At 70.2% G+C, this 17,185-nt stretch carries 12 protein-coding genes and 1 pseudogene; 11 read left to right on the forward strand and 2 right to left on the reverse strand.

What is annotated here, in order from left to right:
* Positions 1–16: 16 nt before the first annotated feature.
* Positions 17–559 carry a topology modulation protein gene (locus PKO50_RS04200; RefSeq protein ID WP_275628900.1) on the forward strand — a complete coding sequence of 181 codons (543 nt, stop codon included), beginning with the start codon at positions 17–19 and terminating at the stop codon, positions 557–559.
* A 53-nt stretch (positions 560–612) separates the two neighbouring features.
* On the opposite strand, the pseudogene PKO50_RS04205 reads toward PKO50_RS04200, so the two are convergent.
* Positions 613–1,479: pseudogene (locus PKO50_RS04205) on the reverse strand (LysR family transcriptional regulator); the annotation flags it as partial.
* Positions 1,480–1,595: 116 nt separating this feature from the next.
* On the opposite strand from PKO50_RS04205, the gene PKO50_RS04210 reads away from it, so the two are divergent.
* A complete protein-coding gene (locus tag PKO50_RS04210) occupies positions 1,596–3,254 on the forward strand; it encodes a GMC family oxidoreductase (RefSeq protein WP_275628901.1) in 1,659 nt (552 codons plus the stop codon).
* A 117-nt stretch (positions 3,255–3,371) separates the two neighbouring features.
* Positions 3,372–4,994 carry an MFS transporter gene (locus PKO50_RS04215; protein ID WP_109935238.1) on the forward strand — a complete coding sequence of 541 codons (1,623 nt, stop codon included), beginning with the start codon at positions 3,372–3,374 and terminating at the stop codon, positions 4,992–4,994.
* A gap of 370 nt (positions 4,995–5,364) precedes the next feature.
* Here PKO50_RS04215 and PKO50_RS04220 read toward each other — a convergent pair whose 3' ends face one another.
* Positions 5,365–7,728, reverse strand: a complete 2,364-nt coding sequence (locus PKO50_RS04220; protein WP_275628902.1) for a DNA polymerase II — start codon at positions 7,726–7,728, stop codon at positions 5,365–5,367.
* Positions 7,729–7,941: 213 nt separating this feature from the next.
* Here PKO50_RS04220 and PKO50_RS04225 point away from each other — a divergent pair, with 213 nt between their 5' ends.
* The 8 genes from PKO50_RS04225 to PKO50_RS04260 all read left to right on the forward strand — a co-directional run bounded on the left by PKO50_RS04225 (position 7,942) and on the right by PKO50_RS04260 (position 17,180).
* Positions 7,942–8,883, forward strand: a complete 942-nt coding sequence (locus PKO50_RS04225) for a class I SAM-dependent methyltransferase (RefSeq protein WP_275628903.1) — start codon at positions 7,942–7,944, stop codon at positions 8,881–8,883.
* A gap of 101 nt (positions 8,884–8,984) precedes the next feature.
* Positions 8,985–9,728, forward strand: coding sequence for a YkgJ family cysteine cluster protein (locus PKO50_RS04230; protein ID WP_109935231.1), 744 nt, complete (start codon positions 8,985–8,987; stop codon positions 9,726–9,728).
* A 173-nt stretch (positions 9,729–9,901) separates the two neighbouring features.
* Complete coding sequence (locus PKO50_RS04235; RefSeq protein WP_275628904.1) at positions 9,902–11,521, forward strand: methyl-accepting chemotaxis protein; 1,620 nt, start codon at positions 9,902–9,904, stop codon at positions 11,519–11,521.
* Positions 11,496–11,996, forward strand: a complete 501-nt coding sequence (locus PKO50_RS04240; protein WP_275628905.1) for a chemotaxis protein CheW — start codon at positions 11,496–11,498, stop codon at positions 11,994–11,996. Before PKO50_RS04235 ends, PKO50_RS04240 begins: the two co-directional genes overlap by 26 nt.
* Positions 11,993–13,234, forward strand: coding sequence for a CheR family methyltransferase (locus PKO50_RS04245; RefSeq protein WP_275628906.1), 1,242 nt, complete (start codon positions 11,993–11,995; stop codon positions 13,232–13,234). Before PKO50_RS04240 ends, PKO50_RS04245 begins: the two co-directional genes overlap by 4 nt.
* Entirely contained in the window at positions 13,227–13,895 is a 669-nt protein-coding gene (locus PKO50_RS04250; protein ID WP_275628907.1) for a chemotaxis protein CheW, read from the forward strand. The genes PKO50_RS04245 and PKO50_RS04250 overlap by 8 nt, the downstream gene beginning before the upstream one ends.
* Before the next feature lie 10 nt (positions 13,896–13,905).
* Positions 13,906–16,176: a hybrid sensor histidine kinase/response regulator gene (locus PKO50_RS04255; RefSeq protein ID WP_275628908.1), complete on the forward strand. Its 2,271-nt coding sequence runs from the start codon at positions 13,906–13,908 to the stop codon at positions 16,174–16,176.
* Positions 16,173–17,180, forward strand: a complete 1,008-nt coding sequence (locus tag PKO50_RS04260) for a chemotaxis response regulator protein-glutamate methylesterase (protein ID WP_275628909.1) — start codon at positions 16,173–16,175, stop codon at positions 17,178–17,180. Before PKO50_RS04255 ends, PKO50_RS04260 begins: the two co-directional genes overlap by 4 nt.
* Positions 17,181–17,185 lie beyond the last annotated feature (5 nt).

A 17,185-nucleotide genomic window follows, 5' to 3' on the forward strand; every position in this document is an offset into this window, starting at 1 on the left:
CAACAGGGAGCGTTCTGTGCAAAAAATCCTGATCATCGGCTCCGGTGGCAGCGGCAAGAGCACCTTGTCCGCAGCTCTCGGCCAACGCCTGGCGCTACCGGTCATCCACATGGACGCGCTGTACTGGCAGCCCGGCTGGCAAGAGCCGGAAAAACCGGACTGGCAGGCCCGCGTACAGGCGCTCTGCCTGGGCGAGCGCTGGGTGATGGACGGCAACTACTCCGGCACCCTGGCGCAGCGCCTGGCCGCCTGCGACACCGTGATCTTCCTCGACCTGCCACCGCTGCTCTGCCTGTGGCGCGCCCTGCGTCGCGGCTTCCGCTATCGCGGCCAGGTCCGCCCCGACATGGCCGAAGGCTGCCCCGAGCAACTGCCCGACCCGGCGTTCCTGAGCTGGATATGGAACTACCCGAAGCGCAGCCGCCCCAAGGTGATGGCGTTGCTGGACGCGCACCGGCAGGAGCGGCGGATCGTCCATCTGCGCTCGCGGCGCGAGGTAGGCGAGTTTCTCCAGACGCTGGACCAGGTTTCCGGCCTGGCCGCGGAACGCGCGTGTTGATAGCGGGCGTCGCGTCTACAGAGGCGCAGTGGCCTTGCCCTCCACCAGAACCCCTGCTCCCTCTCGCACAGCCCCAGCAGAAAATCCCAAACCAACCTCAGTCGTACCGACCGGTGCAGTTCCCGCCGCGTACACATCCAGTACTCCCGCTCGATGAACTCCCCCGGCAGCACCGGCACCAGCAGCGGGTCGTGCAGGCCCATGAACTGGGGCAGGATGGCCAGGCCGACGCCGGCCTGGGCGGCCTGTTGCTGGGCCACCACGCTGGTGCTGCGGAACACCACCTGGGGGTGGCGGCAGAAGCTGTGGTGGAACATCAGTTCCTGGCTGAACAGCAGGTCGTCCACGTAGCCGATCCACTGGTGCTTGCACAGGTCGTCGCGGTCGCGCAGCGGTGGGGCCTTTTCCAGGTAGGCGGGGCTGGCGAACAGGCTCAGGCGGTAGCGCGTCAGGCGGCGGCTGATCACCAGGTCGGCGTTGGGCCTTTCCAGGGTGATGGCGATGTCGGCCTCGCGGTTGGTGATGCTGACGAAGCGCGGCACCGACACCAGTTCCAGCTCAAGGCCCGGGTACTGGCGCATCAGCTCGCCCAGGCGCGGGGCGAGGAACATGGTGCCCAGGCCCTCGGTCACGCCCAGGCGCACCTGGCCCAGGGGGCTGATGCTCTGGCTCATTTCCTCCTGGGCGAGGAGGGCGGTGTTCTCCATGGCCTCGGCGTGCCTGAGCAGCGCCAGGCCGGCCGGCGTCAGCTGGTAGCCGCCGGTGTGCTGGGCGAACAGCTGGGTGCCCAGGTCGCGCTCGATGTTCTCGATGTGCCGCGCCACGGTGGCATGGGTAGTGTTCAGCTTGCGCGCCGTGGCCAGCAGGCGGCCGCTGCGGTGCAGTTCGAGGAAGTAGCGCAGGTCGTTCCAGTCGAACATGGCGGGCTCCGTTGTTAGAAAACGATCAGCAGCTGACTCGAAATGTTCGTTTTTTTATCGCGAATGAGCGGCTAGCCTCAAGCGACGCATCGATAAGAACAACAAGAGGTCAGCCCATGCCCCAGGCACTGGACTCGTTCGACTACCTGATCGTCGGTGCCGGCCCCGCCGGCTGCCTGCTGGCCAACCGGCTGTCCGCCGACCCGGCCAACCGCGTGCTGCTGATCGAGGCCGGCGGCCCGGACAACTACCCCTGGATCCACATCCCCGTCGGCTACCTCTACTGCATCGGCAACCCGCGCACCGACTGGTGCTTCGACACCGAAGCGGTCCCCGGCCTCAACGGCCGCGCCATCAAGTACCCCCGTGGCCGCGTGCTCGGCGGCTGCTCCTCGATCAACGGCATGATCTACATGCGCGGCCAGGCCCGCGACTACGACGGCTGGGCCGCCGAGGGCAACCCCGGCTGGGGCTGGGACGACCTGCTGCCGCTGTTCCTCGGCATGGAGGACCACTTCGCCGGCGACAGCGCCATCCACCATGGCGGCGGCGAATGGCGGGTGGAGCAGCAGCGGCTGTCCTGGGAAATCCTCGATGCCTTCCGCGAGGCCGCCGCGCAGACCGGCATCGCTTCGGTGGACGACTTCAACGGCGGCGACAACGAAGGCTGCGGCTACTTCCAGGTGAACCAGCGTGGCGGCGTGCGCTGGAATGCCTCCAAGGCCTTCCTGCGCCCGGTCGAACAGCGCCCGAACCTGATGGTGCTGACCCACGTCGAGGCGCAGCAGCTGATCCTCGAAGACGGCCGCGCCCGCGGCCTGGTGGTGGACTGGCAGGGCGCCCGCCGCGAACTGCGGGCGCGCCGCGAGGTGATCCTGTGCGCCGGCGCCATCGGCTCGCCGGCCCTGCTGCAGCGCTCGGGCATCGGCCCGCGGCCCCTGTTGGAGCAACTGGGCATCGGCGTGCGCCACGAGCTGCCCGCCGTCGGCGAGAACCTCCAGGACCACCTGCAGCTGCGGCTGATCTACCGCATCCAGGGCACCCGCACGCTGAACCGCATCGCCGCCACGCCCTGGGGCAAGGTCGGCATGGGCCTGGAATACCTGTTCAAGCGCAGCGGCCCGCTGTCCATGGCGCCGAGCCAGCTGGGCGCCTTCGCCAAATCCGATCCCGGCCAGGCCTCGGCCAACCTCGAATACCATGTGCAGCCGCTGTCCCTGGAGCGTTTCGGCGAGCCGTTGCACGCCTTCCCGGCCTTCACCGCCTCGGTGTGCGACCTGCGCCCGCAGAGCCGCGGCAGCGTGCGCATCCGCAGCAGCGATGCGCGCGCCAAGCCGCTGATCCAGCCCAACTACCTGAGCCACCCGGAAGACCTGCGGGTGGCCGCCGACGCCATCCGCCTGACCCGCCGCATCGCCGCCGCGCCGGCCCTGGCGCGCTTCCGCCCGGAGGAATACAAGCCCGGCCCGGACTTCCAGACCGAGGAAGACCTGCAGCGCGCCGCGGCGGACATCGGCACCACCATCTTCCACCCGGCCGGCACCTGCCGCATGGGCTCGGGGCCGAACGCGGTGGTCGACAGCCAGCTGCGCGTGCACGGCATCCCCGGCCTGCGCATCGCCGACGCCTCGATCATGCCTGCGCTCACCTCCGGCAACAGCTGCTCGCCGGTGCTGGTGATCGCCGAGAAGGCGGCGCGGATGATTCTTGCCGAACCCTCGCGCAGCGCCGAGGTCATCCCTATCAGCGGGCGCGAGGAGAAGGCCCTGTCCTGACGGCCACCCCGGCGGGACGAACAGGTTCGACAGAAGACAGCGTCGCGCGGCCCCCGGGCCGTGGCGGTCGAGGCTGAAACAACAATAAGAGCCCCCACGAGGGGCAGGAGAGCCGTAATGACCGATCTAGCACAGCCCCAGTCGTTCGAGCGGGGGCGCTCCAGCGGCCGCGAAGAGCGCAAGGTGATCTTCGCCTCCTCGCTCGGTACCGTGTTCGAGTGGTACGACTTCTTCCTCTACGGATCGCTGGCGGCGGTCATCAGCAAGCAGTTCTTCGCCGGCGTCAACGACACCACCGCCTTCATCTTCGCCCTGCTGGCCTTCGCCGCCGGCTTCCTGGTGCGGCCCTTCGGCGCCCTGGTGTTCGGCCGCCTGGGCGACATGATCGGGCGCAAGTACACCTTCCTCGTCACCATCCTGCTGATGGGCCTGTCGACCTTCTGCGTCGGCCTGCTGCCGTCCTACGCCAGCATCGGCGTGGCCGCGCCCATCATCCTCATCGCCCTGCGCCTGCTGCAGGGCCTGGCCCTGGGCGGCGAGTACGGCGGCGCGGCCATCTACGTCGCCGAGCACGCCCCGGCCAACAAGCGCGGCGCCTACACCAGCTGGATCCAGTGCACCGCCACCGCCGGCCTGCTGCTGTCGCTGCTGGTGATCTGGGGCTGCCGCCAGTTCACCGGCGAGGCTTTCGAAAGCTGGGGCTGGCGCCTGCCGTTCCTGCTGTCCATCGTGCTGCTGGGCATCTCCACCTGGATCCGCCTGTCGATGCAGGAGTCGCCGGCGTTCCTGAAGATGAAGGCCGAAGGCAAGGTCAGCAAGGCGCCGCTGAAGGAGTCCTTCACCAACTGGAGCAACCTGAAGATCGTGCTGATCGCCCTGTTCAGCATCAACGCCGGCCAGGCGGTGACCTTCTATGCCGCGCAGTTCTACGTGATGTTCTTCCTCACCCAGGTGCTCAAGGTCGACCCGGCCCTGTCCAACGTGCTGCTGATCATCTCCCTGGTGATAGGCGCGCCGCTGTTCGTGCTGGCCGGCTGGGTGTCCGACAAGGTCGGGCGCAAGCCGGTGCTGGTGGTCGGCCTGCTGCTGGCCACGCTGTGCTACTTCCCGCTGTTCAAGGCCCTGACCCACTACGCCAACCCGCAGATCGACCAGGCCACGCGCCAGGCCCCGGTGGTGGTGATGGCCGACCCGGCCACCTGCACCTTCCAGTTCGACCCGGTGGGCAAGGCCAAATTCGACAGCCCCTGCGACAAGGCCAAGACCCTGCTGGTGAAGGGCGGCGTGCCCTACAGCACCCAGGCCGCGCCGGCTGGCAGCGAGCTGGTGGTGAGCGTGGGCGAGAAGCGCATCGAGGGCTTCGACGCCGCCGCCCTGGGCGCCGCGGTGAAGGAGGCCGGCTACCCGACCCAGGCCGACGCCTCGCTGGTGAACCGGCCGATGGTGATCGCCATCATCGTCGCGCTGATCTTCATCGCCACCTGCTGCTACGGCCCGCTGGCGGCGCTGATGGTCGAGCTGTTCCCGACGCGCATCCGCTACACCTCGCTGTCGCTGCCGTACCACATCGGCAACGGCTGGTTCGGCGGCCTGCTGCCGACCATCTCCTTTGCCCTGGTGGTGTACACCGGCAACATCTTCTACGGCCTCTGGTACCCGGTGCTGGTCACCGGCGTGAGCCTGGTGTGCTCGCTGCTGTTCCTGCGCGAGACGCGGCATAACGACATTCATGCCGATTGAGCGTGGCGCCGCCGGGGGCTTTTCGTAGGAGCGAGCTTGCTCGCGAACGGGGTTTGCCGGCGACTGCAGGGTTTGGGACTGACCCGGCCCCCTCTCCCCGAAGGGAGAGGGGGCTGTCCGGCGTGCTCGGGAAGTCAGGAGTCAACCTGTAGGAGCAACTGTCTTGCAGGCCGTGCCGGGGTGCTCTTCGTAGGAGCGAGCTTGCTCGCGAACACACTCCGCTGCGGGGCCCATTCGCGAGCAAGCTCGCTCCTACGAGAAGCCATGCTCGCCTGCAACGCAAGGAGCGGACTCCGTCCGCGATTCGGCGGATGACGCCGTAGGCGTTATGCGCCCTACGTTCGGCCGGGGTCCTCGCCGGCGGGCGTGTTCAGAACAACTCCATCTGCCGATCGATCAGCCGCCCGAAGTCATCCCCGACGAAGGGCAGGATGGCATCGGCCACCGGTTGCAGCTGGCGTGTCAGGTAGTGCTCGTAGTCGATGGGGGCGCTGCGGTTTTCCAGGGGCTCGGGGCCGGCCACGGTGATCAGGTAGCTGATCCAGCCGCCGTGCTGGTACTGCCGCGGGCGGCCCTGGCTCTGGTTGTAGTCGTCGGCGGCGCGGGCCGCGCGGACGTGGGGCGGGACGTTGCGTTCGTAGTCGTCCAGGCGCCGGCGCAGGCGCTTGCGGTAGACCAGCAGGTCGTCCAGCTCGCCGGCCAGGGTGCGGCGCACGTAGTCGCGCACGTAGTCCTGGTAGGGCTGGCGGCGGAAGATGCGTTCGTACAGCTCCTGCTGGAAGCGCTGGGCCAGCGGCGACCAGTCGGTGCGCACCGTCTCCAGGCCCTTGAAGACCATCTCCTCGCTGCCGTCGGCGCGCCGCACAAGGCCCGCGTAGCGTTTCTTGCTGCCTTCCTCGGCGCCGCGCACGGTGGGCATCAGGAAGCGCTGGTAGTGGGTTTCGTACTGCAGCTCCAGGGCGCTTTCCAGGCCGAATTCCTCGCGCAGGTGTTGCTTCCACCACTGGTTGACGTGCTGTACCAGGGCGCGGCCGATGCGCTCGGCGTCCGCTTCGGCGTGGGCGCCGCCGAGCCAGACGAAGGTGGAGTCGGTGTCGCCGTAGATCACCTGCTGGCCCTCGGCCTCGATCAGCTCGCGGGTGCGGCGCATGATCTGGTGCCCGCGCAGGGTGATGGAGGAGGCCAGGCGCGGATCGAAGAAGCGGCAGCCGCTGGAGCCGAGCACGCCGTAGAAGGCGTTCATGATGATCTTCAGCGCCTGGGACAGGGGCTTGTTGCCCTCGCGCTTGGCCGCCTCGCGGCCCTGCCACACGCGCTCGACGATGGCCGGCAGGCAGTGCCGGGTGCGCGAGAAGCGGGCGCCGCGGAAGCCTTCCACCGAGTGCTCGTCGTCCGGCTGGCCCAGGCCTTCCACCAGGCCCACCGGGTCGATCAGGAAGCTGCGGATGATCGACGGGTACAGGCTCTTGTAGTCCAGCACCAGCACCGATTCATACAGACCCGGCCGCGAGTCCATGACGAAGCCGCCGGGGCTGGCTTCCGGCGGCTTGCCGCCCAGGTTGGGGGCGACGAAGCCCAGGCGGTGCATGGGCGGCAGGTACAGGTGGGTGAAGGCCGCCACCGAGCCGCCGCTGCGGTCGGCGGGCAGGCCGGTGACGCTGGCGCGTTCGAGCAGGAAGTGCAGCAGTTCGGTCCTGGCGAAGATGCGCGTGACCAGCTCGCAGTCCTTGAGGTTGTAGTGGGCCAGGGCCGGTTTGTCCTCGGCGAACTTGCGGTCGATCTCGGCCATGCGGTCGTAGGGGTTGTCGATCGCCTTGCCTTCGCCGAGCAGCGTCTGAGCCACGCTTTCCAGGCTGAAGGAGGGGAAGCTCCAGGTCGCCGAGCGCAGCGCCTCGATGCCGTCGATGATCAGCCGCCCGGCCGCCGCGGCGAAGTAGTGGTTGCTGCCGCTGCCGTGCTGGCGCCAGCCCATCTCGTCACCGCCGCGGCCCAGGCGCAGGGGGATCTTCAGGCGCTGGGCGTGGTCGCGCAGCACGCGCAGGTCGAACTGCACCAGGTTCCAGCCGATGATGGCGTCGGGGTCGTGCTCGGCCAGCCACTGGTTGAGGCTTTCCAGCAGTTCGCCGCGGCTGTCGCGGTAGGCCAGGTCGAAGTCCAGCCAGCTGGCGTCGCCGTTGGCCGGGCCGAGCATGTACACCTGGCGCTGGCCGCAGCCCTCCAGGGCGATGGAGTAGAGGTTGCCGTGGATGTCGGTCTCGATGTCCAGGGACACCAGCTTCAGCTGCGGCCGGTAGTCCGGCGCCGGCTTGAGCATGGCCTCGCACAGCACGCCGTCGGCGTCGGGCTCGCCGTCGAAGGTCACCGGCGCGGTGATGAAGCGCTCCATCAGGTAGCGCTCCGGCGGGCGGATGTCGGCTTCCAGCAGCTCGATGCCGGCGCCGCGCAGGCGCTTGTCCAGGTCCATCAGTTGGCGGTGCTGGCGGCTGTACAGGCCAAGCACCGGGCGCTGCTCGAAATCGCGCAGCTGCAGCGGGCGCAGCTCCACGCCGGCCTCGCCCTGCAACAGGCGCTGCGCCGCCTCGTGCTGGGCGGCGGGCAGGAAGGCCACCGAGGTCTGCAGCGGCAGGCGCACCCGGCGCGGGCCGGCGTCGGTGGCCAGCCAGAACTCCACCTCGGTGCCGGCGGGCGTGTCGCGCCAATGCCGGGTGAGGACGAAGCCGTGTTGTGCTGCCACCGGGAACCCCTGGGAAGAATCTTTCAGGCGTTCATTCTACAGGTCCGGACCAAGCACCGTCGTAGGATGGGTTGAGCGAAGCGATACCCATCGCCATGGCCACATGGGTTTCGCCGAGGCTCAACCCATCCTGCGAAGAGCCGCCCGGCGATTCTCTTTTGCGCCGATCCTGTCCAGAATGGCGCCCCCTTTCGCCGCTTCCGCCCCGTCGCCATGAACGCCCAAGCCCTCGATGTCCTCCTGCAACACCTGCTGGCCGCGCTGGAAGCGCCGCCCGCCGAGGTCCGCCGCCTGTTCCACGGCCGCGGCCGGCGCTGGCCGGGGCTGGAACACCTGACCGCCGACTGGCTGCAGGGCGTGCTGCTGGTGTCGCTGTTCCGCGAGCCGGAAGCCGCCGAACTGGCGGCGCTGGAGCGCCTGCTGCTGAGCCTCGGCGAATCGCCGCAATGGCGCGCCAGCGGCGCCGAGGCATTGCTGCTGCAGCACCGCTACCGTCCGGACAGCGCCATGCAGGCCCTGCTCGGCGAGGTGCCGGAGGAGCGCGTGGTCAGCGAGAACGGCCTGCGCTACCTGCTGGACCTGGGGCGCAAGCAGAACAACGGGCTGTTCCTCGACATGCGCCTGGGTCGCCAGTGGGTGCAGGCCCGGGCCGCCGGGCAGCGGGTGCTCAACCTGTTCGCCTACACCTGCGGCTTCTCGGTGGCGGCCATCGCCGGCGGCGCCGAGCACGTGGTCAACCTGGACATGGCACGCGCCGCGCTCAGCCGCGGGCGCGACAACCACCGGCTGAACGGCCACGACCTGTCGCGGGTGGAGTTCCTCGGCCACGAGCTGTTCAAGTCCTGGGGCAAGGTGAAGAAGAGCGGCCCCTACGACCTGGTGATCATCGACCCGCCGTCGTTCCAGAAGGGCAGCTTCGCCCTCGGCAAGGACTACCCGCGCATCCTGCGTCGCCTGCCCGAGCTGCTGGCCCCCGGCGGCCGGGTGCTGGCCTGCGTCAACGATCCGTCCGTGACCCCGGCCTTCCTCATCGAGGGCATGGCGGCCGAGGCGCCGGAACTGGTCTTCGTCGAGCGGCTGGACAACCCGCCGGAGTTCGCCGACGTCGATGCGGACGCGGCGCTCAAGGCGCTGGTGTTCGCCCGTGCGGGCTGAGCCCCGCCCCCGGGCAACACCTGGCACACAATCTGCTCCGCATCGGCCATGGCACGGAAAACGCCGGTTTTCCGTCACCCCCTGGCCACGGAGCGAATCCCATGCGCTTTTCCTGCAACGGTTGCGGCAAATGCTGCCATGACCACCACGTACCCCTGACCCTCGACGAATCCCGCGACTGGGTGGCCGACGGCGGCAGCCTGATCGTCCTGCTGGAGGCGGTGCTGGACGATGGCGCCAGCCTGCCGGATGAGCAGCGCGAGCACGTGCTGCGGCGTTCGCTGCCGGTGCGCTGCGGCAGCACCCGGGCGCACCTGGCGATCACCTTCGCCGCCTTCAACCAGGGCGCCTGCCGCCACCTGGGCAGCGACATGCGCTGCGGCATCTACGAGCGGCGGCCGCTGGTGTGCCGCATCTACCCCATGGAGATCAACCCGCACATCCCCCTGCGCGCGGAGGCCAAGGACTGTCCGCCGCAGGTCTGGGAAGAGGGCCCCGAGCTGATCGTCGGCGGCCGCCTGGTGGACACCGAGCTGGCGGCGCTGATCGAGCGTTCGCGCCAGGCCGACCGCGAGGAGATCGCCGCCAAGGCGGCCATCTGCGAACGCCTGGGCATCAGCGTCTCGGCGCTCAAGGGCGACGGCTTCACCGCCTACCTGCCGCAGCGCAAGGCCTTCCTTGCGGCCCTGGACGCGGTGCGCGCGCAGGCGCCGGCCAGTTCCGCGGCGGACTGGCAGCTGCACGTCTCCACCGACGACCTGGCCCGCCAACTGGCGGAAACCGGGGCGATGATCGCCGCGCTGCTGGCCGACGACTGCGCCTTCATTCCCCTGCGCGCGGCCTGATGGGGGAGGGGCTGGCCGGGTATTAGTCGCTTCGGAATAATGACGCCGAAAATTAGCCGTTACGGATAATATATGCGGCGTTTTTCCGCTAGAACTGAAGAGAAGGCTGACTCCGATCAGCCTTCATCTGAAGGTTTGCCTGTCAGATAGCCGGCCACCACCAGGGGATTGCTGTGAAGAATTGGACGCTCCGCCGACGTATCCTGGCCAGCTTCGCGGTCGTGATCGCGATCATGTTGCTGATGGTGGTGGTTTCCTACATCACCCTGCTCACCGTCGAGCGCGATTCGCGTCGCGTCAGCTCCGACGCCATGCCGGGCACCTATGCCCTGACCACGGTGCGTTCGTCCTGGACCGACACCATGCTGCGCACCCAGGCGCTGGTCGGCCTGGGCGACGGCAAGCCGCTGGACGCCGCCGGCCGCCAGGGCTTCCGCGAGCTGCACGAGACCCTGCAGCAGCGCATCGCCGCCTATGAGTCCACCGTGCACGAGTCGTCCGACCGTGAGCTGCTGAACCGCTACAAGCAGCAGGCGGTGGACTTCCACGGGCAGCTGGAGCAACTGCTGGACCTCTACGACAAGGATCACGAGGCCGCCCGCCGCGCCCTGCTGAATGAACTGCTGCCGGCCTGGGAGAAGGGCCGGCAGACGCTCAACGAGCTGATCTCGCTGAACAAGCAGATCGCCGATTCCGCCGCCATCGGCATCGTCCACCAGGTCGAGGTGGCCGAGGTCACCATGCTGGTCTCGCTGCTGCTGGCGATCTTCGCCGCCGGCGTCCTCGGCCTGCTGCTGATGCGCGCCATCACCGGCCCGGTGGAGCAGGTGGTGAAGACCCTCCAGACCATGAGCGGCGGTGACCTCACCGCGCGCCTGGCGCTGGCGCGCAATGACGAGTTCGGGGTGATCGAGAGCGGCTTCAACGGCATGGCCGAGGAACTCAAGGCCCTGGTGGCGCAGGCGCAGCGCTCGGCCATCCAGGTCACCACCTCGGTCACCGAGATCGCCGCCACCTCCAAGCAGCAGCAGGCCACCGCCACCGAGACCGCGGCCACCACCACCGAGATCGGCGCTACCTCGCGGGAGATCGCCGCCACCTCGCGGGACCTGGTGCGCACCATGACCGAGGTGTCCAGCGCCGCCGAGCAGACCTCCACCCTGGCCGGCTCCGGCCAGCTGGGCCTGGCCCGCATGGAAGAGACCATGCACCAGGTGATGGGCGCCGCCGAGCTGGTCAACGCCAAGCTTGCGATCCTCAACGAGCGCGCCGGCAACATCAACCAGGTGGTCACCACCATCGTCAAGGTCGCCGACCAGACCAACCTGCTGTCGCTCAACGCCGCCATCGAGGCGGAGAAGGCCGGCGAGTACGGCCGCGGTTTCGCCGTGGTGGCCACCGAGGTGCGCCGCCTGGCCGACCAGACCGCGGTGGCCACCTACGACATCGAGCAGATGGTCCGCGAGATCCAGTCGGCGGTGTCCGCCGGGGTGATGGGCATGGACAAGTTCTCCGAGGAAGTGCGCCGCGGCATCGCCGAGGTCGGCCAGGTCGGCGAGCAGCTGTCGCAGATCATCCAGCAGGTACAGGCCCTGGCGCCGCGGGTGCAGATGGTCAACGAAGGCATGCAGGCGCAGGCCACCGGCGCCGAGCAGATCAACCAGGCCCTGGTGCAACTGGGCGAGGCCACCGGGCAGACCGTGGAGTCGCTGCGCCAGGCCGGTTTCGCCATCGACGAGCTGAACCTTGTGGCCAATGGACTGCGCAATGGCGTCTCCCGCTTCAAGGTCTGAGGCCGGCGGGCGGCTCTACCTGCAGTTCCGCCTGGGCGCCGACCGCTATGCGCTGGACGTGCGCGAGATCGTCGAGATCCTGCCGCTGCAGCGCTTCAAGCAGGTGCCCGAGGCGCCGGCCTGGGTGGCCGGGCTGTTCGTCCACCGCGGCGAACTGCTGCCGGTGCTCGACCTCAGCCAGATCGCCTGCGGCCGCCCGGCGCCGCGGCACACCAGCACGCGCCTGGTGCTGGTCGACTACCGCTTCGCCGGCAGCGGCCCGCAGCGGCGCCTGGGGCTGATCCTGGAACAGGCCAGCCAGACCTTGCGCCGCGACCCGGCGGCCTTCCGCGACTACGGCCTGGAGCGCGGCGAGGCCCGCTACCTGGGGCCGGTGCTGGAAGACGCCGAGGGCCTGCTGCAACGCGTGCAGGTGGGCGAACTGCTGCCCGAGCACGTGCGCGAGCGGCTCCTGGCCGAAGGTGAACGGCCATGAGCGACGCCCGTTTCAGCCAGTTGCTCAAGGCACGCATCGGCCTGGACGCGGAGTCGGTGGGCGATGCGGTCATCGCCCGCGCCGTGCGCCAGTGCGCCAACCGCACCAGCGGCGGCGACCTGGAGGCCTACTGGCAGCGCCTGCAGGGCTCCGCCGAGGAACAGCAGGCGCTGATCGAGGCGGTGATAGTCCCGGAGACCTGGTTCTTCCGCTACCCCGAATCCTTCGCCGCCCTCGGCCGCCTGGCCCTGCGCCGGCAACTGGAACTGGCCGGCGCGCGGCCGCTGCGCCTGCTCAGCCTGCCCTGTTCCACCGGCGAGGAGCCGTACTCCATCGCCATGGCCCTGCTCGACGCCGGGCTGCCGGAGGCGGCCTTCCAGATCGACGCCCTGGACGTCAGCCCGGCCTCGCTGGAGCGCGCGGCCCATGGCATGTACGGGCGCAATTCGTTCCGTGGCAGCGAACTGGGCTTCCGCGACCGCTACTTCCATGCCGAGGGCCCCGACTACCGGCTCGACGAACGGGTACGCCGCCGCGTGCGCCTGCGCCGCGGCAACCTGCTGGCGCCCGGCCTGCTGGCCGAGGAGTCGCCCTACGACTTCCTGTTCTGCCGCAACCTGCTGATCTATTTCGACCGCGACACCCAGGAACGCGCCGTGCAGGTGCTGCTGCGCCTGGTGCGCGAGGACGGCGCGCTGTTCATCGGCCCGGCCGAGGCCAGCCTGATGTCGCGCACGGGGCTGCGCGCGCTGGGCGTGCCGCAGTCCTTCGCCTTCCTGCGCATGGCTGCGGAGCCTGAGGTGCCGGCGGCCAGGCCGCGCAGCGCCCCGCGCCCGTCACCGGTGGCCGTGTCGCCACGCCCATCGCCACGGCGAGCGCCGCCACCCGCAGCGGCCAGGCCGGTGCCGGCCGCGGTGCCGAGCGGCGCCGAACAGGGCCTGGCGGAAATCGCCCAACTGGCCAACCAGGGCCAGGCGGCCCAGGCCCGCGCCGCCTGCGAGGCCTACCTCGCCCAGCACGGCCCGGCGGCCCAGGCCTATTACTGGCTGGGCCTGCTGGCCGACGCCGAAGGGCAGGGCGAACAGGCCCAGGGCTACTACCGCAAGGCGTTGTACCTGCAGCCCGACCACCAGGAGAGCCTGCTGCAACTGGCCGCCCTGCTGGCCGCACGTGGCGACCTGGAAGGTGCGCGGCGCCTGCAGGAGCGTGCCGCGCGAGGAGTGAAGCGCGATGCCTGAGCAGCGCTACCACCTGCACCCCGAGGCGGCCGGCCAGGCCGTGGACGACTGCTGGAACCGCATCGGCATCCGCGGCGACAAGTCCTGCCCGCGGCTGGCCGAGCACATCCACTGCCGCAACTGCCCGGTCCATGCCAGCGCCGCCGTGCGCCTGCTGGACCGCTACGCCCTGGGCTCGGAGAGCGAGCATGTCGCCAGCGTCGGCGAGGAGGCGCCGCAGGGCGATGCCTACCTGCTGTTCCGCATCGGCGAGGAGTGGCTGGCCCTGCGCACCCTGGCGCTGACGGAGGTGGCGCCGAACTGCCCGGTGCATTCGCTGCCGCACCAGCGCTCGCCGGTCTTGCTGGGCGTGGCCAACGTCCATGGCACCCTCGTCGCCTGCCTGTCGCTGGCCGAACTGCTCGGCCTGGCCCCCTCAGCCCCGCGCGAGGACGAGGGGCGCCGCCGGCCGCGCATGCTGGTGCTGGCCACCGACAGCGGGCCGGTGCTGACGCCGGTGGACGAGGTGGACGGCATCCACCCGCTGGCGCCGGGCCAGGCGCGCGCCGCCGCGGCGGCCGGCAGCCGTTTCACCCACGACGTGCTGAAGTGGCGCGAGCGCAGCGTGCGCCTGCTCGACCACCAGGCCCTGCTGGCCGCCGCCGCCCGGAGCTTGGCATGACCCCGAGCAGATGAAGGACGCCTCGCTGCTGGAACTCTTCCGCCTGGAGGCCGAAGCCCAGGCCCAGGCCCTCGGCCAGGGCCTGCTGGCGCTGGAGCGCGAGCCGCGCCAGGCCACCCGGCTGGAAGCCTGCATGCGCGCCGCGCATTCGCTCAAGGGCGCCGCGCGCATCGTCGGCCTGGACGAAGGCGTGCAGGTGGCCCACGTCATGGAGGAATGCCTGGTGGCCGCCCAGGACGGCCGCCTGCTGCTGGGGGCGGAGCATATAGATGCCTTGCTGGCCGGCACCGACATCCTGCTGCACATCGCCGACGTCCAGCCCGAGCAGGCCGCCGCGGCGCGCGCGGCGGTGCCGGACCTGGTGCTGCGCCTGCAGGGCCTGCTGGGCGGGGAGCCGGCGCAAGCCAAGGCGCCGCCTGCCGCGCCTGCGCCCGCTCCCGCCGAAGCCGCGCCGCCGATGCCGCAGCCGGCCGAAGTCGCCGAGCCGCCGCCCGAACCTGCCGCAGTCGCGAACCCACGCGGCCCGGGCGAGGAGGGCACGGGGCGGGTGCTGCGCGTCACCGCCGAGCGCCTGAACCAGTTGCTCGACCTGTCCAGCAAGGCCCTGGTCGATTCCCAGCGCCTGCAACCGCAGCTGGCCTCGATGCAGCGCCTGAAGCGCCTGCAGGCCACCGCCAGCCGCCTGCTCGACGGCGCCCGCGACGCCGCCGGCGCCAGCCTCGACCCGCAGGCCCAGGCCTTCCTCGCCGATGCGCGGCGCCTGGTGGGCGAATGCCAGCAACTGCTGGGCGAACAGATGGCCGAGCTGGACGAATTCGCCTGGACCACCTCGCAGCGCGCCCAGACCCTCTACGACAGCGCCCTGGCCTGCCGCATGCGGCCCTTCGCCGACGTGCTCGGCGGCCAGGCGCGGATGGTCCGCGACCTCGGCCGCGAACTGGGCAAGCCGGTACGCCTGGAGGTGGACGGGGTGTCCACCCAGGTGGACCGCGAGGTCCTGGAAAAACTCGAGGCGCCGCTGACGCACCTGTTGCGCAACGCCGTCGACCACGGCATCGAGATGCCGGACGCGCGGCGCCGGGCCGGCAAGCCGGAGCAGGGGCTGATCCGCCTGCTGGCGCGGCACCATGCCGGCATGCTGGTGCTGGACCTGCGCGACGACGGCGCCGGCGTCGACCTGCAGCGCCTGCGCGAAGGCATCGTGCGCCGCGGCCTGTCCACCGCGGACACCGCCGCGCGGATGTCCGAGGAAGAGCTGCTGGCCTTCCTCTTCCTGCCCGGCTTCAGCCTGCGCGAGCAGGTCACCGAGGTCTCCGGCCGCGGCGTCGGCCTGGACGCGGTGCAGCACATGGTGCGCCAGCTGCGTGGCGGCATCCGCATGGAGCAGGTGCAGGGCCAGGGCAGCCATTTCCACATCGAGGTGCCGCTGACCCTCTCGGTGGTGCGCAGCCTGGTGGTGGAGATCGGCGGCGAGGCCTACGCCTTCCCCCTGGCGCACATCGAGCGCATGCGCAGCCTGGCGGCGGAGGAGATCGTGCAGATCGAGGGCCGCCAGCAGTTCTGGCACGAGGGCCGGCACGTCGGCCTGGTGGCCGCGCACCAGTTGCTGCAGCGCCCGGAAGGCCGCGCGGCGGAAGGCGACATCCCGCTGGTGCTGATCCGCGAGCGCGACACCCTGTACGGCGTGGCGGTGGAGCGCTTCATCGGCGAGCGCACCCTGGTGGTGATGCCGCTGGACGCGCGCCTGGGCAAGGTCCGGGACGTGTCCGCCGGCGCCGTGCTGGACGATGGCACCCCGGTGCTGATCCTCGACGTCGAGGACATGCTGCGTTCGGTGGACAAGCTGCTGGCCAGCGGCCGCCTGGAACGCATCGACGCCGGCAACCGCCAGGGCGCGATGCTGCGCAAGCGCGTGCTGGTGGTGGACGACTCGCTGACGGTGCGCGAGCTGGAGCGCAAGCTGCTGGTCGGCCGCGGCTACGACGTGGCGGTGGCGGTGGACGGCATGGACGGCTGGAACGCCCTGCGCTCGGAGCGTTTCGACCTGGTCATCACGGATATCGACATGCCCCGCATGGACGGTATAGAACTGGTCGGGCTGATCCGCCGCGACGCCCGCCTGCAGGCCCTGCCGGTCATGGTCGTGTCCTACAAGGACCGCGAGGAGGACCGCCGCCGCGGGCTCGATGCCGGCGCCGACTACTACCTGGCCAAGGCCAGTTTCCATGACGAGGCCCTGCTGGACGCGGTGGTCGATCTGATCGGAGGGGCGCAGGGATGAGGATAGGCATCGTCAACGACATGCCGCTGGCCGTGGAAGCATTGCGCCGCGCATTGGCCTTCGAACCCTCGCACCGCGTGCTCTGGGTGGCCGGCAACGGCGCCGAGGCGGTGGAGATGTGCGCCGCGCAGACCCCCGACGTGGTGCTGATGGACCTGCTGATGCCGGTGATGGACGGCGTCGAGGCCACGCGGCGGATCATGGCCGCCTCGCCCTGCGCCATCATCGTGGTCACCGTGGACCTGGAGCAGAACCTCTCGCGGGTGTTCGAGGCCATGGGCTGCGGCGCGGTGGACGCGGTGAACACCCCGGCGCTGGGCGTCGGCGACTCCCTGGAGGCGGCCCGCCCGCTGCTGCGCAAGCTGCAGAACCTGGCCTGGCTGTCGGCCCCGGGCAATGCCCGGCCGCGCAGCGAGGTCGCCGTGCGCGACAACCCCGCCAAGGCCCGCCGCCTGGTGGCCGTGGGCGCCTCGGCCGGCGGCCCGGCGGCCCTGGCCGAACTGCTGGGCAAACTGCCGGCGAGCTTTTCCGCGGCCATGGTGGTGGTGCAGCACGTGGACGAAGTGTTCGCCGCCGGCATGGCCGAATGGCTGGCCAGCCAGGCCAGCATCCCGGTGCGCCTGGCGCGCAACGGCGAGGTGCCGCAGCCCGGCTGTGTGCTGCTGGCCGGCACCAACGACCACATCCGCCTGCAACGCAACGGCGAGTTGGCCTACACCGCCGAACCCTGCGGGCACATCTACCGGCCCTCGATCGACGTGTTCTTCGACAGCGTGGCCGACAACTGGGTGGGCCAGGCCACCGGCGTGCTGCTCACCGGCATGGGCCGCGACGGCGCCCAGTGCCTGAAGCACATGCGTGAGCGCGGCTTCCTGACGCTGGCCCAGGACCAGGCCAGCAGCGCAGTCTATGGCATGCCCAAGGCCGCCGCGGCGATCGGCGCCGCCACCGAGATCCGCGCCCTGGGCGACATCGCCCGGCGCCTGGGCGAACTGTACGGCTGACATTC

It is taken from the genome of Pseudomonas sp. 273, from assembly GCF_029201425.1.
Classification (GTDB): Bacteria; Pseudomonadota; Gammaproteobacteria; order Pseudomonadales; family Pseudomonadaceae; genus Pseudomonas; species Pseudomonas delhiensis.